Genomic DNA, 22,072 nt, shown 5'->3' on the forward strand with positions numbered 1-22,072 from the left:
CGCCCTATGAATATATCCGAATTAAGCATACGCCGACCGGTATTAGCCACCGTACTGACAATCATTATCCTACTCTTCGGATTTATCGGATACAACTACCTGGGTGTCCGTGAATATCCGTCTGTGGATAATCCGATTATTTCCGTCAGTTGCTCCTATCCGGGAGCCAATGCCGACGTTATCGAGAACCAGATTACCGAACCGTTGGAGCAGAACATCAATGGTATTCCGGGTATCCGTTCTTTGTCCAGTGTCAGCCAACAAGGACAGAGCCGTATTACAGTAGAGTTTGAATTGTCCGTCGACCTGGAAACGGCAGCAAATGACGTGCGCGACAAAGTTTCACGTGCCCAACGCTATCTGCCGCGCGATTGTGACCCGCCTACCGTATCCAAAGCCGATGCGGACGCTATGCCTATCCTGATGGTGGCCCTTCAGAGCGACAAACGTACCTTGTTGGAATTGAGTGAAATCGCTGATTTGACAGTAAAAGAACAGTTGCAAACCATTTCCGATGTAAGTAGCGTATCCATTTGGGGAGAGAAACGCTACTCCATGCGTCTCTGGCTCGACCCTGCAAAAATGGCCGGATACGGTATCAGCCCTATCGACGTGAAAAATGCAGTGGACAGTGAGAACGTAGAACTTCCGTCCGGTAGTATCGAAGGAAATACCACCGAGCTGACAATCCGCACCTTAGGATTGATGCACACAGCAGACGAGTTCAATGATTTGATTATCAAGGAAGAGAATAACCGCATCGTGCGTTTCAGCGACATCGGACGTGCCGAATTGGGACCTGCCGACATCAAAAGTTATATGAAGATGAACGGTGTGCCGATGGTAGGTGTCGTAGTTATTCCACAGCCGGGTGCCAACCACATTGAGATTGCGGACGCCGTATATCAGCGTATGGAACAAATGAAGAAAGACTTGCCGGAAGACGTGCACTACAACTATGGTTTTGATAATACCAAGTTTATCCGCGCATCCATCAACGAAGTGAAGTCTACTGTGTATGAAGCTTTCGTACTCGTTATCATCATCATTTTCCTTTTCTTGCGCGACTGGCGTGTCACACTCGTGCCATGTATCGTGATTCCCGTATCCCTTATCGGCGCGTTCTTCGTCATGTATCTGGCTGGTTTCTCCATCAATGTACTTTCCATGCTTGCCATCGTATTGTCCGTGGGACTGGTAGTAGACGATGCCATCGTTATGACGGAGAATATCTACATCCGTATTGAGAAAGGAATGACCCCGAAAGAAGCGGGTATAGAAGGAGCCAAAGAAATCTTCTTTGCTGTTATTTCCACCACTATTACGCTGGTAGCGGTATTCTTCCCTATCGTCTTTATGGATGGTATGACGGGACGTCTGTTCCGGGAGTTCAGTATCGTAATCTCCGGTTCGGTCATCATCTCTTCATTTGCCGCACTGACTTTCACGCCGATGCTGGCAACCAAGTTGCTTATCAAACGGGAAAAACAAGGCTGGTTCTACACAAAGACAGAACCGTTCTTTGAAGGTATAAACCGGCTGTACAGCCGTTCACTTGCCGCTTTCTTGAATAAACGATGGATTGCGCTTCCATTCACATTCATCACCATTTGCCTGATTGGTATCCTGTGGAATGCGGTTCCTTCGGAAATGGCACCTTTGGAAGACCGTTCGCAAATCAGCATCAATACGAGAGGTGCAGAAGGCGTCACTTATGAATACATACGCGATTATACCGAAGATATCAACCAACTTGTCGACTCCATCCTTCCGGATGCGGAAGCGGTGACTGCCCGTGTATCCAGTGGTAGCGGAAACGTACGTATCACGCTGAAGGACATGAAGGACCGCGACTACACGCAAATGGAAGTTGCCGAGAAAATCTCGAAAGCGGTACAGAAGAAGACAATGGCGCGTTCGTTCGTGCAACAGCAATCTTCCTTCGGCGGACGTCGTGGAAGTATGCCTGTCCAGTATGTACTTCAGGCTACCAATCTGGAAAAACTGGAAGAGGTATTGCCTAAATTCATGGCGAAAGTGTACGAAAACCCGGTCTTCCAGATGGCGGACGTTGACTTGAAGTTCAGCAAACCGGAAGCCCGCATCCAGATTAACCGCGACAAGGCGAGTATCATGGGGGTAAGCACAAAGAACATCGCCCAAACGTTGCAATACGGATTGAGCGGCCAACGCATGGGATATTTCTATATGAACGGAAAACAGTACGAAATCCTCGGAGAAATCAACCGCCAGCAAAGAAACAAGCCTGCCGACCTGAAAGCGATTTATGTTCGCAGCAACGGCGGAGACATGATTCAACTGGACAACCTGATTGAACTGGAAAGTGGTATTGCCCCGCCTAAACTATACCGCTATAATCGTTTTGTATCCGCCACTATCTCTGCGGGACTGGCAGACGGAAAAACCATCGGACAAGGGTTGGACGAAATGGATAAGATAGCCAAGGAAACATTGGACGATACGTTCCGTACGGCTTTGGCAGGCGACTCCAAGGAGTATCGCGAAAGTTCTTCCAGTTTGATGTTTGCCTTTATCCTGGCTATTCTTCTGATATACTTGATTCTGGCTGCCCAGTTCGAGAGTTTCAAAGATCCGTTGATTATCATGTTGACAGTGCCGCTGGCTATTGCCGGAGCATTAGTATTTATGTATTTGGGAGATATTACAATGAATATTTTCAGTCAGATTGGTATCATTATGCTTATCGGGCTGGTGGCCAAGAATGGTATCCTGATTGTGGAATTTGCCAATCAGAAACAGGAAGCCGGCGAGGACAAGATGAATGCCATCAAGGATTCTGCCCTGCAACGTCTACGCCCGATTCTGATGACAAGCGCTTCTACGGTTTTGGGACTTATCCCATTGGCTTTTGCCACCGGTGAAGGTGCTAATCAGCGTATTGCCATGGGTACGGCAGTAGTAGGTGGTATGGTAGTTTCTACTTTGCTCACCATGTATATCGTACCGGCTATTTACAGTTATATTTCGACGAACCGAATCAAAAAACTAAAAGAATGAAACAGAAAGATAGTTGTATGAGACGCATCATATATATAGTTACCGCATGTGTATTCTTATCAGTTTCTACTGCGAAGGCACAAGTGCTCACCTTAAAAGAGTGTCTGGAAGAAGGATTGCAAAACAATTACTCTCTGCGTATCGTCCATAATGAAGAGCAAATCAGCAAGAACAACGCGACATTGGGAAATGCGGGTTACCTACCTACATTGGACTTCTCTGCCGGATATACCGGAAACTTGGACAATATCGAAACCAAGGCACGTGCTACCGGAGAAATAACAAAGCATAACGGAGTCTACGATCAGACGGTCAATGTCGGTCTTAACCTCAACTGGACTATTTTCGACGGCTTCAATATCAGTACCACCTACAAACAGTTGAAAGAGCTGGAACGTCAGGGGGAAACCAACACGCGTATTGCCATTGAAGATTTTATTGCTGCCCTGACTTCCGAATACTATAATTTTATCCAGCAGAAGATTCGTCTGAAAAACTTTCATTATGCAATGTCACTTTCCAAAGAGCGTTTACGTATAGCGGAAGCAAGCCACCTTGTGGGCAAGTTCTCCGGGTTGGATTATCAGCAGGCAAAGGTGGATTTCAATGCAGACAGTGCCCAATACATCAAACAACAGGAATTGCTACATTCTTCACGCATCCAGTTGAATGAACTGATGGCTAACAACAATGTTAATCAAAACATTATTATCAAAGACTCTACCATCGACGTATACAGCGACTTGCAATTTGATGATTTGTGGAATTCAACGTTAGCAACCAATGCTTCTTTGCTCAAGGCAGATCAAAACACGGTACTTGCCCAATTGGACTACAAGAAAATAAACTCACGCAACTATCCATATCTCAAACTAAATACCGGATATGGATATACATTCAACAAGTATGACATCAATGCAAACAGCAGAAGAGGTGAACTGGGCTTCAATGCCGGAATAACTGTCGGTTTTAAGATATTCGACGGTAATCGTCGTCGCGAAAAGAGAAATGCAAGTCTGGCTTTCAAAAATCGTCGCCTGGAACGACAGGATTTGGAATTAGCCCTTCGCTCTGATCTCAGTAACCTATGGCAAGCCTATCGTAACAATCTTCAATTATTGAATCTGGAACGTCAAAACCTGATAACCGCCAAAGACAATCACGATATTGCCATGGACCGTTATATACAGGGGGACCTTTCCGGTTTTGAAGTGCGCGAAGCACAAAAGAGTTTGTTAGATGCAGAGGAACGCATCCTCTCTGCTGAATACAATACGAAACTTTGCGAAATATCCCTGTTGCAAATCAGCGGAAAGATTACGAAATATCTGGAATAAGGAAGTAGTTTCCATTTATTTTTTGATTGAGGCTGTCTAAAAAGTCGTCAGTAACTCTAACTCCCCTCCTTCGGGAAGAGGAGAAGAATGAAGATAGAACCGACTTTTTAGACAGTCTCAATTTTTACTGTATAAAAAACAGTTATTACATACCGATATTTTTCTTTCTTCCTACATTTGCATACTTAAAAACATTAAAATAATAAAAGCCATGAGAAAACTAAGTCTTTTCTTACTATTACTTTTTATCCTGGCAAACGCCTCAGCCCAAAAAGCAACAGATTACAGAAAACAACAGAACTACAAAGATTGGGTACACATCGCCCCCAAATTTGACGATGATTTCTTCAAGACGGAAGAAGCCCAACGCATCGGTGACAACGTGTTACTCTATCAACAAACGACCGGAGGCTGGCCCAAGAATATCTATATGCCGGCGGAACTGACGGAACAAGAATATAATGCGGCACTAAAAGCTAAAGAAAATACCAACCAAAGCACCATCGACAACAATGCCACCACGACAGAAATAGAATATTTGTCACGGCTTTATCTGGCTACGCAAAAAGAGAAATATAAAGAAGGAGTGCTGAACGGTATTCAATATCTGCTTAAATCGCAGTATGAAAACGGTGGATGGCCTCAATTTTATCCGCGTCCCAAAGGTTATTATGTACAAATCACTTACAATGACAATGCAATGGTGAGAGTGATGAACCAACTTCGGAGCATATACGAAAAGAGAGCTCCGTACACTTTCCTTCCTGACAATATCTGTGAACAAGCACGCAATGCATTTAACAAAGGGATAGAGTGTATACTCAAAACGCAGGTACGCCAGAATGGAGAGTTAACAGTGTGGTGCGCCCAACATGACCGTGTCACTTTAGAACCCTGCAAAGCACGTGCCTATGAACTCCCGTCACTAAGCGGACAAGAGTCGGACAATATTGTATTACTGCTGATGTCACTTCCCCATCCATCTGCAGACGTTGTGAAATCCATAGAAGGAGCTATCAAATGGTTCCAAAAGTCTGCAATAAAAGGAATACAGAAGGAATATTTCACTAACAGTGATGGCAAAAAAGACTATCGCATGGTTCCCTGTGAAGACTGTCCTACTCTTTGGGCACGTTTTTATGAGCTGGAAACAAACCGGCCTTTTTTCTGCGACCGTGATGGCATAAAGAAATATGATATATCGGAAATCGGACACGAACGCCGGAATGGTTATAGCTGGTATAACAAAGATGGAAGCAAGGTGCTGAAGAGATATGAAAAATGGAAAAAGGAACAGAATAAGTAATCATAACTGATGAAAGGTTGATATTTACACTGAAAAAGTAAATATCCGGAAAGTCTTTAAGTCCTTAAAATAAGAAGAGGGGCTGTCTGACAATAAAATAGTCAGACAGCCCCTTTATGAATTCAAGAGGCTGTCTAGTTACTAACGACTTTTTAGACAGCCTCTCTTCTTACTGTTTCATCCCAACAGGTATCAACCGGTTATTTTTTGCAATTCCACGGTTTCAACTGTTTGAAGAAGTCGTTACCCTTATCATCTACCAAGATAAATGCCGGGAAGTCCTCTACTTCAATCTTCCAGATAGCTTCCATACCCAATTCCGGATATTCCACACATTCGATGCTCTTGATGTTGTTCTGTGCAAGGATAGCTGCCGGACCTCCGATAGAACCAAGATAGAAACCACCATATTTCTGACAAGCATCTGTCACCTGCTGGCTACGGTTACCTTTTGCCAACATCACCATACTGCCGCCATGACTTTGGAACAGTTCTACATAAGAGTCCATACGTCCTGCCGTAGTAGGACCCATAGAGCCACACGCCATGCCTTCCGGAGTTTTTGCCGGACCAGCATAATAAATAGGATGATCCTTAATATATTGTGGCAAGTCTTCACCGCGATCCAAACGCTCTTTCAGTTTAGCATGAGCGATGTCACGACCTACAATAATCGTTCCGTTCAATGACAAACGGGTAGCAACCGGATATTTAGCCAACTCTTTCAAAATTTCAGGCATCGGACGGTTCAGGTCGATCTTCACAACATCACCTTCACCTGCCTGACGCAGTTCAGCCGGAATCAGTTCACCCGGATTTGAATCCAGTTTCTCAATCCAGATACCTTCCTTATTGATTTTACATTTGATGTTACGGTCGGCAGAGCAAGATACGCCCAAACCTACCGGACAAGATGCACCATGACGAGGCAGACGGATGATACGTACATCGTGAGCAAGATATTTACCTCCGAATTGTGCACCCAGCCCAATCTTGTGAGCTTCTGCCAATACTTCTTTTTCCAGTTCGACATCGCGGAATGCACGACCATATTCGTTTCCGGTAGTCGGCAGGTTATCATAGAAATGAGTAGAAGCTAATTTCACTGTCAACAGGTTCTTTTCAGCAGAAGTACCACCGATTACGAAAGCGATATGATAAGGAGGACAAGCAGCTGTTCCCAATGTCTTCATCTTTTCAACCAGGAACGGAACCAATGTACCGGGATTCAGGATCGCTTTTGTTTCCTGATACAAATATGTCTTGTTGGCAGAGCCACCACCTTTTGTTACACAAAGGAATTCATATTCCATACCTTCGGTAGCTTCGATGTCAATCTGTGCAGGGAGGTTACATTTGGTATTTACCTCATCATACATATTCAGAGGCGCATTCTGTGAATAACGCAGGTTTTCTTCAGTGTATGTTTTATATACGCCCAGTGAAAGCGCTTCTTCGTCAGAATATCCAGTCCATACCTGCTGTCCTTTTTCACCATGAATAATAGCAGTACCGGTGTCCTGGCAGAATGGAAGTACGCCTTTTGAAGCAACTTCTGCGTTACGCAGGAAAGTCAGCGCCACATACTTATCGTTCTCGCTTGCTTCCGGATCGCTCAGAATCTTAGCAACTTGTTCGTTGTGCGAACGACGAAGCATGAATGATACATCACGAAAAGCAGCATTAGCCATCGCAGTCAAACCTTCTTTTTCAATTTTCAGGATGGGATTTCCTTCAAACTCGCTTACTGATACATAGTCTTTTGTAAGCAGATAATACTCAGTTGTATCTTTTCCCTTTTCAAACATGGGCTGATACTTAAACGGAGGTGTTGCCATAAGTTTCTTATTTTATTACGTAATGTTAGTTAGTGTGGCAAAGGTAATGATAAATTAAGAATTGAGAATTAAAAATTGAGAAATAAAACATTGTAGGATAAAAATAGGTAGGTCAATAAATGATAATTTATTTTTCACCACAGAGGACACGGAGGACACAGAGTTCTTCTCTCTCTTTCCGTAGGTAAAACAGAGCGATAAATAACGTCAGTTCGATACAACTTCGTCCGCATGGTTTCCCCTCCCTTCGGGAAGGAGGAGAATAGGAATAGTACAAGCTTATATCGAACTGACGTCAAATACGATTCTAAATACGTAAGACTCTGTGTTACTCTATAGTAAAAAAAATAGTAAACCTCTGTGTCCTCCGTGTCCTCTGTGGTGAAATTGAAATTCCCATTTATTAATCTACTTATTCTTGACTCGCTACACTATTTCCGTTTTATCAATCATTTTGATTCGCTCGATGAGCTCATTTCCAAGAGCCGTTTTATCTTCAATATGTTTCAACACCGCAGTCACAAATGTATTGCTTTCGAAATCACCGCGTACTTGCTCAAAGTCCTGCTTCATTTCGTCATGAGAGCCATCAGCACCGAATCCGGTCATAGAAGATAACGAAAATTCTTTCTTAGCATCCTCATATACCATCTTATCCAATCCGACAACTGCTTGCTGCCAGGCTTTCACGATACCGATGATGTCTTGCGCTGTAATCGTTTCCGGATCTAAGCCATAGAATTCCTGAATCTTATAATACGCCCATGTCCATTCATAAGTATAATAATTCTCGTGCATTTCTGCGAAGCTTGCATTGATAGACTTCAAACGATTGACTGCTCCTTTCTCAATACCATCCAGCAATCGGTCGATCTCACTCTTGGGAGCAATCAGTCCGGAAACATCCACCCATTCGCCGATGCCAATTTCCGTATCGGGTTTCAGGCGTTGGCGGATTTCGTCATTGCTCTGGAAGTTAATGCCTTCCAGCCGTTTTATAATGGAGTTTCCTAAGAACTTGTGGATAGCAATTTCATAAAAACGGATTCCATTGTTCAAAGAAGAATTCTTGATTTTAGCACTCTGGTAAGAGTAGATTTCTGAAGTTTCGCCGGACACACGTTTCAATTCTTTCAAAATAGAACGCCCTTTGAACATCTTCTGAATGGTATAAGGACTCAACAGGTTATAGTTGATATAATCCAGCTTGTTCGGGTCTTTACGATTATCACGTTTCGGCCATTTTTGTGCGTCACGGATAGTACCTACACTTCTTAAGTTGACTCCCGGAACCAGATAAGTCGTATTCCGCTGCTCTATCAGGTAAGAGAAAGGAAGATTAGAAGTATCGGCATGATTGACATGACGTCCCATGACCAATGAGAAAGCTCCGACACGTGCCGGCCACAAGATATAGGAATCGGAAGTGGTCTTCGCTCCTCTTTCCATCGTTCCTTGATGGATAGGTCCCAACTTATACATGTGGTTGCTCTGATTGGATCCCGAACCTGCATTCATAAACGAGAACATTCCGGCAATCAGCAAAGTAGATTTATGATGTGTCACGGTGAAAGGACCTGCAAAGATAGCACATGCCTCACCGTTCTCTCCTTGGCAATTACTAAAAAACAAAGAATCGGAAGCAGAATAATTGTGTCCCAGTTTACAGGACTGCCCAACGAAACAACGGGTCAGCATTGTGCCGTCATCCACTTTTGAACCGGAAGAGATTATGAAGTCGTCACAAATTACCCCGTGACCGATATGCACAGGCGCTGTCACATTACTATTGATGCTTCCATTAAATAAGCGGCAAGTTCCACAGATATGGCAGTAATCACCAATCCGGACATTCTTGATTGAACCTGTATTGAGAATCATAACATGATTGCCAATACTGCCGACAGCAGAAGCATGTTTATTGGAATAATAATCCGCAATTGCTTTCATGCGGTTAATCAGTTCGGGACGATGACGGTACAACGCAAGTATATATGCCTGATGCGCAGACAGTTTGTCGTTCATCAACACTTCACGCCCCCCTGTTTCATTCAATACAGCCACTTCTACCCCATTACCGAAGGTGCTTAATCCATCCACTAAAATAATATCTACATTCTCAATGAAAGTATCGCTACCGATCTCATAGTTAGCAATGTAGTTCTGGATATTCTCAATACAACAGTTATCGCCCACCGATACATTGTGTAACGTCACATGACGTAATCCCGAATGTTTCTTGATTCCCCCCGGCAATGTAAATTCTGATTCGAATACTCCCAGTTTTACTTCACCCGAGAAACGGGTATGATGGACATACTCACAATTAAAGCCCTCTGCCACTGATACATTTCCCCAATCATCAGCCAAACACGACTGACTCTTCAACTGAAGTACCTCATCTTCAGTCAATCTACGATAATCTTTCATTTTAATAATGTGTTAATGTGTCAATATGCTAATGTGTCAATTGACTACGCATGTTGCATAGAAATTGGCACATCTGCACTTTGACATATTGATTATTCTACCTCTTCTTCGTAGGTCTGATAAAGAAAATCGTTATAGGGATATTTCTGAACGTGTAATTCTTTCACTCGCTGATAAACTACATTTTTCAGTTCGTCTATATTGATTCGTTCGCGGGCGGAAATAAAGAGGCAGTTATCCTCCATTTTTGCCATCCACGTCTTCATCAGTTCTTCGAGTGTTAAGTTTTCCTTTGTTCGGGGGGTAAGGTCGTCCGGCGCTTTCTCCACGTAGGTGTAAGCGTCTATTTTATTAAATACAAGTATCATAGGTTTGCCACTGCCGCCAATCTCTGCCAGTGTCTTGTTCACTACCTCAATCTGTTCCTCAAATCCGGGGTGGGAAATATCGACTACGTGCACAAGCAAATCTGCTTCACGCACTTCATCCAGGGTAGATTTAAAAGATTCTACCAGGTCGGTAGGCAACTTGCGAATAAATCCTACCGTATCCGACAACAAGAACGGTAGATTATCAATAATCACTTTACGCACAGTGGTGTCTAAAGTCGCAAATAGTTTGTTTTCTGCAAACACTTCGCTCTTGGAGAGAAGATTCATCATGGTTGATTTTCCCACATTGGTATAACCAACCAGTGCAACACGTATCATGCGTCCGCGATTCTTTCGTTGGGTAGCTTTCTGCTTGTCAATCTCCGCCAGACGTTCTTTCAATAATGACATACGGTTCAGGATGATACGGCGGTCCATCTCGAGCTGTGTTTCACCCGGACCACGAAGTCCTACGGAACCTTTACCGCCACCTGCACCGGAACCACCTCCCTGGCGTTCCAAGTGAGTCCAGAGTCGCTGCAAACGCGGCAACATATATTTATATTGCGCAAGCTCCACCTGCGTCTTCGCATTGGCTGTCTGCGCACGCATGGCAAATATATCAAGAATCAGTGAAGTACGGTCCAGTATCTTCACTTTCAGTTCGGCTTCAATATTACGAATCTGTTTCGCAGAAAGTTCATCATCAAAGATGACCATTCCTACTTCACGTTCTTCTTCCTCTTCATTACGAATATATTGTCTGATTTCTTCCAGCTTTCCCTTTCCGACATATGTCACTGAATGAGCTGTCGGCAATTTCTGCGTAAACCGTTTCACTACTTCCGCCCCAGCCGTCTCGGCAAGGAAAGCCAGTTCATCCAGATACTCGTTCGTCTTACGCTCATCCTGCGTTTGTGTGATGAGTCCGACAAGCACTGCTGTCTCTACTTTGGCTTCGGATATTACAAATTCTTTCATTCTTTACTTCTAATGTATATATAATAATGTGAGCGCAAATATAATAAAAAATATGGAGCTTATGATTGAGTTCCTTTATTTTCGTCAACCACAAGCCCCATATTCTAAGGAAGAGTCTCTTCCGAACCGGATGTTAATATCCCGGATTCTGCTTGATATTCGGATTAGCGTCTATTTCCGCTTGCGGAATAGGCATTATTGTACGGTAATCGTTCCAGTTCACTGTAATCAAATCATTGCCATTCAAAAAATGTCCCGTTCCCTGACGCTTGATTTCTGATCCTTGACGCAATATGTCATACAAACGATGTCCTTCCAATACCAACTCTTTACGACGTTCTTTAGCTACCAAATCCAATGTTGCAGCAGGTTTTTCAACACCCGGATGAGCACGATCTTTAATGGCATGCAGATAGTCGTTAGCCAAAGTTTGATCGGGCGACGTTTTTTTCAAAGCAGCCTCGGCACCAATCAGGTAAATATCCGACAGGCGAATCACCCGAACATTGTTAATCGTTACCGCACCACGTCCCGGATATTTATTGATTGTACGTTTTGTTCCATTCTTATCTTCAATCAACAAACCAAGACGCACGTCGTCCGGATCCTCATTCAACAGATCGATAAATGTTTGTGTAGCAACCACTGCACCATATTCACTTGGGCTGACAACAGCTCCCCACAATTCGCGGCTACCGGAATACATCGTTGATGACAATGCCAAATCAAAAATCGATTCATCATTTTCCTCTTGTCCCCATACTTCCAGATATTTGTCATGGTCAATCAATTTATACGGACCATTCTCTACTACATCCTTGGCATATGAATAAGCTGCTTCATAATCACCCTTATACAAATTGACACGCGCCAGCAAAGCTTTTACGCCCCATTTGTTCAGATGACCATAGTTTTTCTCTTCACTGATCCAGTTCAACGCTTCTGTCAAATCGTCCAAAACAGCTTTATATCCCTCTGCTACTGTAGAACGACTTGGCAAATCAACTGCATTCAACACCTCTTTCACAACAGGTACACCCAGCGAAGCTCCATTGTCTTTCAAATAGGGAGTACCATACGTAATAATCAGATTGAAATGCGCCAAGGCTCTAATAGCCAACGCCTCGCCTTTTGAGTTCTTCACTACATCATTCATCTGGACTTCGCCTTTATCAATAGCCTCCAAAAGCACATTTACTCTATTGATAACGGTATAAGGAGGATACCACAAATCTTGCGGAGCGTTATTCTGACGGTCAGTAAAACGATAATAATTCTCTGTACGGTCGCCCACTTTATTTGTCTGAGCGTCCTCTCCGCCCACCTCTGCACGAGCCAGAAAGTCTGTGCCATAATAATAATTAGACTCTACGGCAATCAATCCGGCATACGCACCGTTCAATGCTGTTTTTGTATCTTCCGGAGTACTGATTGCTCCATCACTCACCAAAGAATCAGTAGGCAAAGTCGTTAGATAATCGCTGCACGATGATAGCATCATCAAGCTGGCGAAAAGAACTCCCCCTATATTTTTATATCTATTGATTGTTTTCATCATATTCTGTTTTTATTAAAATCCGATTTCAATACCAAATGTCACACTTTTCAGATTCGGGAAAGCGAAAGTGGGAATACCGTTTATCGACAATTCCGGATCTACATTCTTATAAGAGGTCAAAGTCAGAAGGTTGCTTCCTGAAACAAACAAACGAACATTCTCCATTTGCACACGACGCACCCACTGTGCAGGAAGTGTGTATGACAAGCTCATGCTCTTCAGACGCAGATAATTCAAGTCTTTCATGAAACGAGAACTTCCATAGTTTCCATACTCGTAGTTGTTGATACGTCTCGGAACACTTGTCACATCGCCCGGTTTCTGCCATCTGTCAAGCTGGTCGACAGAAGAGTTGTAATAAATCACATAACCGTCGGTATCCGTAAAACTAGTTCTCATGGTATCGAACACTTTACCACCCAACGAGAAGTTAAACAGCATATTCAGTTCCAAGCCTTTCCAAGACACGGTGTTTCTCCAACCTCCGGTCAGTTTCGGATCCGGCTTACCAATTATTACGCGCTGAGCCTGAGCCGGATTCTTAGTCAAGTCCTTGTTAAGGGTTCCATCTTCATTTTTCGTGTTCAACACCCATTGTTCTTCACCGGTTTCGGGATCAACTCCCGCCCATTCGCGGCTCCACCATGAATAATAGGATTCACCTTCGCGGATGATGCTTGTACCATCAATAATATCTTTTCCACCATACAGTTTTGATACCTTGTTTGAGTTGTGTGAAAGAGCCAGACCTGTATTCCATCTCACTTGTGAGTGCTTGAACACATCCACATTGATATCAAGTTCCACACCTCGGTTAGTCATCTCTCCTACATTCTTCAACATATTCTTGAAGCCAACAACCATTGAAGTCGGTACATTTTGCAACAAGTCGCTCGTTTTACGGCTATAATAGTCAAAGCTAACATTCAAGCGGTCGAACAACGTAGCGTCAAAACCAATATTGAAGTTCTTATTCTTCTCCCATGACAAGTCAGGGTTAGGTACAGATTGCGGTGCCGAACCTGGTATGTCTTGATAATTGTAGCCGTACCCATACAGACTCAAATGACCATACAAATCACTCGGCAATGTTCCGTTTATACCGTAAGACGCTCTCACCTTCAAGTCGTTAATCTGCGTGATTCCCTTCATAAACTCCTCCTGCGTCAATCTCCAAGCTGCTGACACTGACCAGAAGTTAGCCCAACGGCTGTTTGCTCCCAAACGTGAACTACCGTCTCTACGGAAATTTACCGAAGCGTAATACTTATTGTCATAATCATAATTGACACGTGACAATAAAGAAAGCAAATGATCTTCAGTATAGTAAGAAGACCCCTCCTGCGGAGTAGCCGCATTGATCGACTCAGGCAGTTTGTCATGAGGATATCCTGAAGATGTTGCAAAAACATACTCCGTACGACGGTCGTCTACATCCCAGCCTACCAATGCATCCAAATTGTGCTTTTGCGCAAATGTCTTCACATAATTCAACGTAGTAGATGAATAGACATTATGCTGCTGCACCGGATAGTTGGCCCTCAATCCGTTGTTCATCGAGCCGTTATTAGAGTTCAAGGGCCAATACGTGATAGAGTTGTTGTTCAGATAATCATAATTGACGCTTTCCTTCAATGTCAATCCGTCAATAATCTGATAAGAAGCCCATAAGTTGTTGGTGCTTCTGAACACTCTCGATTCATTCTTATCCAAACTGATGTCTTCTACCGGATGGGTGTGAGGGAAGATTTGCTGCAAGAATGGATGCGTATAATAATTACCCTCATCATCATAAATCGGCATATTCGGTGTACATACGTAATTGATCAGAAAGAAAGGATTAGAATAGGCAGTCCCCTCGCTTGCTACAGAAGAATTCTGTTTGGACAAAGAGATATTAGCTCCCATCTGCCACTTATTATCAGCAGAGCGGTGAACGGCATTGATACGTCCCATAAAACCATCTAATGAAGATGTTCTAGACTTGCCTTCCTCTTTCTTATAGGCTAATGAAGCAAAGAATGAATTGCGCTCGTCTCCACCCTGTGCCGAAAATTCATAATTTTGGCTTGAACCATGTTTGCGGAAGAAAGCATCTTCCCAATCCACATCATATTTAGAATCAGCATAGAAACCAGCCATCTCCTCTGCGTACGCTTTCGCTTCCGCATCGGAAGCCGGACCGTTATAGTTACCATCATTGTCAGGAATACCATAAATAGTAGCCTCATTATAGCATGCCTCATACGTTAACTCATGGCGTTGTTTTCCGTTCACACTCTTACGATTCTTCATAGCCCAATCCGAGAATCCCCAATTCGCCTTGAAATTAACACGTGTTTTTCCGGCTTTACCATGCTTCGTGGTAATCAGGATAACACCGTTTGCCGCACGCGAACCATATAACGAAGCAGCTGCCGCATCTTTCAACACTGTAATATTTTCAATATCACTCGGGTTGATAGACGACATTACGTTAAATGCCTTCGAATCGTTTGACACGGCAGAGATTGCAATGTCTCCCGAGACAACAGGCACACCGTCAATCACATACAACGGTTCGTTCGAAGCGTTCATAGAACCCGTACCACGTACACGAATCTGCAATCCCGCTCCCGGCTGTCCGCTGGTAGAATTGATCGTCAGTCCCGGAGTCGTTCCAGAAAGAGCCTGTTCAAAAGATGTTACAGGAATATCTTTCAGGGCCTGGTCGCCCTTAATGGAAGAAGCAGCACCTGTAAATGACGCTTTTTTTGTAGTACCATAAGCTACAACCATCACCTCATCCAATTTCTGAGCATCCGACTTTAACACCACTTTCAAAGTAGACTTTATAGCCACTTCTTGTGTTTGCATACCGATATACGAAATCTGCAAAGTCTTTGCAGAACTAATAAATTTGTATGCAATTGATAATCAGATATGTAAATAGAGATAAAACAGTAATACAAGTCGATGTTTTGTCAAATGGGAATATTCTATATATCTAATTAACAATTGATTATCCTAGTTCAGCTAATATTCTACTCTCTTGTATGTAATACCATTTCTCTACCGGAATGAGCGCTATTTGTTTTATAATCAACATTATATCTATAAAGCAAGGAGCTATTATAAATAAAAAATAGTATCATGCTATTAGAGAGGCACTTTTATTTGTAAACAATTAATCGGGTAATGGATGTTGCCAAATTAAAAACATGATCTCACTCATTTTTCTTTTAAAGGCAAGTAATTATTGTAAAGATTGAAGATTACTCATATATTAATCTGTCTTAGTTAAGGTTAGATTGCAAAAAAAAGGCTGCCCCGATTTATTGGAACAGCCCTCTCTATATTTAAACTCCTCTTTTAAAAATCGTCAGCAGGGAAACCTGTTCGACGGAAGCCTGAAATCTTATAAGTTAATTCATTTTCATCGTCGTCGAACTGTACCATATATACGATACTGTCAGCAGGCATACCGCTAGGAGTAGTGGCAGCTTTTTCCAGTACTTTGCCATCGGTTATCTTCACTTTGGATTCGTATGTTACATTATCCACAAAGCCTGTTGTCGAGAAAGTTCTTGTTGCATAATTCACGTTCACTTTCACTTTATATTCCCAAAAGTTTCCTAAATCATCCAGCCACATTTCAGTTTCATTGTTGCTGGCTGTATTGTAGGTACTCATTTGCAGATGTCCTGCTCCAAAAGGATCTTCTACTTCTTTCCCGTCAATAAATGCATTCACTGTCACCCACCAGTCTCCAGCCATTTTTTCAACAGCAGTACCACCTGGTTCTGTATCGTTGTCGCATGCTACGAATGTAAAAGCCAGTGAAGCTAAAAGTAATATCATATATTTCTTCATAATCGTATTTTTATTGTTTTACTATAATGTCAAAAGATAGCTGACCGGCATAAGCAACAGTCCATTTCAGAGTCCCAATTGCAGGGTCCAATGCTGTATTATCCATTTGATCCATGGAATCTCCCCAACCTGCAACATAGCTTTCCAAAGGAGTAATGGTATTATCATCATTCAATTGGAATTTGCCAACCATTGCATAATCCGGTCCATAACCTCTACGCTGGTCATACCAGCCTCCTAAGAAATCGCTGATATAAAAAATCCCTGGTTCCATTTGCAAAATCACAATCTCATATCCACTGAAAGCTACCACAGAAGGGATGGTACATTTACTACCTTCGGCCACAGTATAAATTCCGGATTTCAAAGGAGAAGCTGTATTATCTGCCACATACACTGTTCGTGTAAATGTTTTGGCAAAACCATCCTCATTGTATGCCGCATATACTAAATTGTAGATTCCCGGAGTGTTAACATCAACACTTCCTTTTATCTGAACAGATTCTGTGATATCTTCTCCGTTCATTTCTGCATAATATCCCGGTTCCTCAAAGGGTTGTCCTTTTTCCAAAACGACCTTTTCATCACCTATTCTTTCCAACGTTACAAAATAGGTGACTTTAGAGGTGTCATCTGTTGATTTGTCGCAAGCTCCAAAGACAAACGACAAACATACTAATATGCTGTATATTATTTTTTTCATACGTAAAACTTACTAAGTTATTGGTTACTATTTGATATCCCACCAAACCGGAGTACTTCCCGGTACCCCTGTAGGAGTATTCACATTTTGCTGACGTGCGCTTAACGGATAAGTCATGCGTTTCATCAGTCCGCCTGCTTCCAAACCATTAGTCCATGGGGCAACTAACTCTCCCGGAGTGTATACTGACTCATTAGCCTGTATCTGTGCTGCTGAATAAGAAGATAGTTTCGGACAATCTGTACGACGAATCTCACTCCATGCTTCCATGTGATCCATATAGAAAAGAGCTACCCATTTCTGCATATAAATCAAATTTAACTTATCTGCCTGCGTAGTGGCATCAGACCATGCACACGCTCCTTCCAAAATAGTGTTTTCTTGACCTGCAAATCCACGAACGGCAAAGTCGGCAGTTACACCTGCTTCATAAGCAATTTTTGCTTTCGTATCATCATTGTGGAAACGAGCATATACCTCAGCTATCAGGAATTGCAATTCAGCCTGAGTAAAGAAATAGACAGGTTTTGTGGCTCCGATAGAGTAGTCAATCGCGCTCACGTTTCTGTTTTTCCAGTTGTCAGTACCCAAAATGCTTTGCATGTGTGTTTTTCCTCCGGGAAGTTGACCGACGTACTTTCCATCCGCATCTGTTTTACTTATACCATAAGCGATTCGAGGGTCTTCTGTGCTGCTTAAATAAGATATTAACGGATAGGCAGCACAATGATTACCGGTCAATCCGACTGCATTCGTATTATACCATGGATTCCGTTTGTCTGTTTCATCCAAGAAACAATCCAGTTTCACGTCACCGGTAAAGAAATCGTTGTTTTGTACTAGGGTCTTCACTTTCTCTGTATACGAAGCCGCATCTATGTTGGCATCAATGAAACGCAGATACATACGGAGGCGCAGGGCATTGGCGAAACCTTTCCATTGAGCAATGTTTTTGTTGAATATCAAATCGGGTACATCCATATCGCTTCCATCCAAAGCAGCTTCTGCCGCATCTATCTCACCTAATATTCCTCTATATACTGTTTCGCCCGTATCCCACTTAGGTGTGGCATTGGCATTACCTTGCAGGGCTTCCGAATAAGGCGATTCGCTGGTATTATCTACCATTATCTGAAAGGCATACGCTTTTAGTATGGTAGTGGCGAATCGGTCGGCAGGGTTTGTGGTCTTTTCCAACACCTGCTTTGCATCTTCCAAAGCTCCTGCAAACAGGATTCTATAAGAATAATCCATTTGCTGGGAAGATTCGGTAAATGTATATTCACATAGAGTGTTATACTGGTTCGACTCCGGTTTCTGTTCATAGTATTGAGCGAAAAAACCAGCGTAATTATAAATTTCTCCGCCTACTGCCGAAGCAATGGAAGCACTAATAGAGGGGAATATCAAATCTGCCGTCACCTGATTATTCATCGGGTAGTTTGGGTCGTCATTGATGTTCAGGTCGCAACCTGCAAACAATGCTGTTGTTGCTAATGATGCATATAATAATATTTTTTTCATTCTTATTCCTGTTTAAAATTTAACCATTAAGTTGAAACCGAAACGACGTGAGCTAGGATTAGCCGTGTATTCTCCATAGTTACCTTCAAGGTCATTACCAAATGAAGTCATTTCGGGATCAATAAATGTATTGCTGGATGGAGTCCAAACAAATAAGTTGTTGCCATATGCAGACACTTTTACTGCCTGGAAAGGGGTTTTTGCCAACCATTTTTTTGGCAAGTCCCAGCCTAATACAACAGAACGGAGCTTGACGTATGATTTGTCTACCAAGAAACAGCTTCCCATATCAGAGCCACCATCGCCCCAGTATTTATAAATGTTGGAGCTGGTAATAGGAGTTGTGTTTTCTACATAAGTGACGTTTTCTCCATTCACTATTTTATTTGCTGAGTTAGGAACAATCAGCGGATTACGGTCATTGTAGGCAGTCTGTATCGCGTTACCGGTAAAATAGTTTATATCTTTAGTGCGTGAATACATTACTCCGCCCTGACGGATATCAAAATCAATGCCTAAGCTTATACCTTTATATCTCAAGTTGGTAGAAACACCCATTTGATATTTGTTATTCATATCTCCGCAGATTCCGAATTCGCTGGCTTCAACCGGAAGACCCGTTGATGAATTGACTACAATACGTCCTTGCGGATCACGCTCGGCTACCTGAGCCTTGAAAACACCAACAGGCATGCCTGTTATAGCATACATACTGGTACCTCCATTGAGCCCGTAAATCGTTGTAATGCCCCCCAGTTCTTCCGGCAAACTGATCACCTTACTCCAGTTCTTTGTGAAGTTCCATGTCAGTTCCCAACTGAAATCTTTTGTTTTTATCGGAGTTCCGCTGATCAGGAGTTCTACACCACGGTTACGAATCTCACCCAGGTTCATGTTCTGTGCTGTATAGCCTGATGCAGGGTCCATAGCCAAAGAGAAAATCTGCTTATCCGTATTTCGATTATAATAAGATACGTCAAAAGAGAGACGGTTTTTGAAGAAAGCCATATTTAAACCGACTTCAGCTTCTGTGGTCATTTCCGGACTTAATGTGTTGCTTCCAAGCACATTTCCTGCAGAGTAAGCATTGACACCTCCTAGAGGGAAAGTCAGAGAACCGAAAGGTATTCTGTTAGCAGATTGTGCATACACAGGATTAACCATATACACATCAGCATCGTTACCTGTTTTACCCCAGCTGGCGCGTATCTTACCAAAAGATATCACATCTTGCAGATTGTCATTCAATAATTCGCTGAAAATAAAACTACCGGTAATACCGGGGTAGAAGAAGCTGCGATTTTCTTTCGGAAGAGTAGAAGACCAGTCATTACGGGCAGTTACCGTTAAATAGAGCATATTTTTCCATGAACCTTCAAACTGTCCGAAAACACCCATCAGACGTCTGAGTTCCATGTGCTGTTCTACTATAGGGGTTTTGCCGGAGTTCTTCAGATTAAACCATGTAGGAATCGTTAAATCATTTACTTCTGAATATTGGTAAGAGACTTTACGCTCATTGCCATTGAAACCGACCAATGCATTGATATTAAAATCGTTAACCGGCATATTGAAATTAACCATAATGTCCTGGTTTATCTCGCGACGACGGGTTGTCTGTTCAGAATATTGTCCGGTTTCACCAGAGAAAGGACTGCTGGAACCCTGGCCTTCTCCATTAGGAGTGCCTTCATAATAAAGAGCGTACAGGTTCGGTTTTCCTTTGTCGCTTTGCCCTGTCGTGGTATCCAAGCCCATACGGTACGTAAACTTGAAGTATTTCAGGAATTCATAATCCAATTGAAATTTTCCGTAGAATCTTTCAGACTCATACTCATTCAAATAGTTATTCAAAATATAATAAGGGTTCATAACTCCGTAGGGGGTATAATAATATCCCGGAGTGTTGAACGGATCATTCTGGTCTTCCAGTCCTATGATGCTGATATCTCTTGGTGTCTGATATAAAGAGTTCAGCATGGACAAACCTTGTCCCGTAGTAGCAAAGTTATTCTTTTGATAAGCGTAATTCAGTGAAGAAGAGAATGTCAACGCTCCTGCCTTATGGCTACCGCGCGCAGAAAAAGTATATTTATCGTAGCTGTCAGCATCTGTTGGTATCATACCATCGTCGCTAATTTGAGAGAAAGATACATAATAATCACTTTTATCTGTAGCTCCATTGAATGAAAGGCTGTTGCTATATCTGAATCCCGCATCAAAAAAGTCTTTGATGTTGTCAGGCATTGCCACATAAGGTTTCAGTTTCTGAGAGTTATTGTACACATTACCCCATAGCTGCATGGAACCATCAAAACGAGGTCCCCAAGAACCGTTCTCCAATTCTGTGTGGTTGCCGTTCCATCCCATACCGAATTCATTTTGAAATTCCGGCAAACGCAGAACTGTTGACCACTGAACTCCGCCGTTATACTCGATTCCAACTCCTTTTCCCTTTTGGCCGCTTTTGGTAGTAATCATGACTACACCATTGGCAGCACGGCTACCATATAAAGCAGTGGCAGCAGCCCCTTTCAAAATAGTCATGTTTGCCACATCATCCGGATTAATAGCGTTTGCTCCATTACCAAAATCATATCCGCTGTTCAAACCATCTGTAGAATATACTGTAGAGTTATTCAATGGTACACCATCCACTACATATAATGGTTGATTTGTACCCGATAGTGAACTAACACCACGAATAATTACAGAATTTGAAGAACCAGGATCTGATGAAGTACTGGAAATCTGAACCCCCGCAATTTTACCTGCTAAACTTGACATAACATCGGAAGTACGACTCTCCGCAATTTTGTCACCTCCCACAGAAGTCGCAGCATACCCTAATGCTTTTTCGGAGCGTTTAATACCCATTGCTGTAACAACAACTTCATCAATTTGCTGGGCATCAGACCTAAGTACTACCTTTAAATTAGATTTGATTGCCACCTCTTGCGTTTGTATACCGATATACGAAATCTGCAAAGTCTTTGCAGAACTAAATATATTCATAATAAGTTGATTATTAAACAAATGCGTAGGTAGTGTTTGCTTCCCATAGTAAATATTATATTATTTCTATCATTCAGATTATCAATGTATTGATGACTTGTCAAACACTCAAAACGAG

At 42.5% G+C, this 22,072-nt stretch carries 12 protein-coding genes; 3 read left to right on the forward strand and 9 right to left on the reverse strand.

Features of this window, described 5'->3' with window-relative positions:
- The first annotated feature begins 6 nt into the window (after window positions 1-6).
- The 3 genes from A4V03_RS14565 to pelA all read left to right on the forward strand — a co-directional run bounded on the left by A4V03_RS14565 (window position 7) and on the right by pelA (window position 5,682).
- Window positions 7-3,039 carry an efflux RND transporter permease subunit gene (locus A4V03_RS14565; protein WP_065539432.1) on the forward strand — a complete coding sequence of 1,011 codons (3,033 nt, stop codon included), beginning with the start codon at window positions 7-9 and terminating at the stop codon, window positions 3,037-3,039.
- A complete protein-coding gene (locus A4V03_RS14570; protein WP_089280730.1) occupies window positions 3,036-4,376 on the forward strand; it encodes a TolC family protein in 1,341 nt (446 codons plus the stop codon). Before A4V03_RS14565 ends, A4V03_RS14570 begins: the two co-directional genes overlap by 4 nt.
- A 211-nt stretch (window positions 4,377-4,587) precedes the next feature.
- Window positions 4,588-5,682 (forward strand): pectate lyase, encoded by a 1,095-nt coding sequence (gene pelA, locus A4V03_RS14575; protein WP_065539433.1) that lies wholly within the window; start codon window positions 4,588-4,590, stop codon window positions 5,680-5,682.
- 200 nt (window positions 5,683-5,882) lie between these two features.
- On the opposite strand, the gene A4V03_RS14580 is transcribed toward pelA, so the two are convergent.
- The 9 genes from A4V03_RS14580 to A4V03_RS14620 all read right to left on the reverse strand — a co-directional run bounded on the left by A4V03_RS14580 (window position 5,883) and on the right by A4V03_RS14620 (window position 21,954).
- A complete protein-coding gene (locus A4V03_RS14580; RefSeq protein WP_024986932.1) occupies window positions 5,883-7,520 on the reverse strand; it encodes a fumarate hydratase in 1,638 nt (545 codons plus the stop codon).
- A 426-nt stretch (window positions 7,521-7,946) separates the two neighbouring features.
- Window positions 7,947-9,950, reverse strand: coding sequence for a DUF4954 family protein (locus A4V03_RS14585; RefSeq protein ID WP_065539434.1), 2,004 nt, complete (start codon window positions 9,948-9,950; stop codon window positions 7,947-7,949).
- Between the two features lie 92 nt (window positions 9,951-10,042).
- A complete protein-coding gene (hflX, locus tag A4V03_RS14590) occupies window positions 10,043-11,302 on the reverse strand; it encodes a GTPase HflX (protein ID WP_065539435.1) in 1,260 nt (419 codons plus the stop codon).
- Window positions 11,303-11,435: 133 nt separating this feature from the next.
- Entirely contained in the window at window positions 11,436-12,860 is a 1,425-nt protein-coding gene (locus A4V03_RS14595; RefSeq protein WP_065539436.1) for a RagB/SusD family nutrient uptake outer membrane protein, read from the reverse strand.
- Window positions 12,861-12,872: 12 nt separating this feature from the next.
- The gene (locus A4V03_RS14600; RefSeq protein ID WP_071807688.1) at window positions 12,873-15,737 is read right to left on the reverse strand and encodes a SusC/RagA family TonB-linked outer membrane protein; all 2,865 of its coding nucleotides are present in this window, start codon (window positions 15,735-15,737) and stop codon (window positions 12,873-12,875) included.
- Window positions 15,738-16,211: 474 nt separating this feature from the next.
- Complete coding sequence (locus A4V03_RS14605; protein WP_065539438.1) at window positions 16,212-16,712, reverse strand: lipid-binding protein; 501 nt, start codon at window positions 16,710-16,712, stop codon at window positions 16,212-16,214.
- A gap of 10 nt (window positions 16,713-16,722) precedes the next feature.
- Complete coding sequence (locus A4V03_RS14610) at window positions 16,723-17,415, reverse strand: BT_2262 family domain-containing protein (protein ID WP_065539439.1); 693 nt, start codon at window positions 17,413-17,415, stop codon at window positions 16,723-16,725.
- 27 nt (window positions 17,416-17,442) lie between these two features.
- Window positions 17,443-18,939 (reverse strand): SusD/RagB family nutrient-binding outer membrane lipoprotein, encoded by a 1,497-nt coding sequence (locus A4V03_RS14615; RefSeq protein ID WP_065539440.1) that lies wholly within the window; start codon window positions 18,937-18,939, stop codon window positions 17,443-17,445.
- 12 nt (window positions 18,940-18,951) lie between these two features.
- The gene (locus tag A4V03_RS14620) at window positions 18,952-21,954 is read right to left on the reverse strand and encodes a SusC/RagA family TonB-linked outer membrane protein (protein ID WP_071807690.1); all 3,003 of its coding nucleotides are present in this window, start codon (window positions 21,952-21,954) and stop codon (window positions 18,952-18,954) included.
- Window positions 21,955-22,072 lie beyond the last annotated feature (118 nt).

The sequence above is a fragment of the Bacteroides caecimuris genome (assembly GCF_001688725.2).
Classification (GTDB): Bacteria; Bacteroidota; Bacteroidia; order Bacteroidales; family Bacteroidaceae; genus Bacteroides; species Bacteroides caecimuris.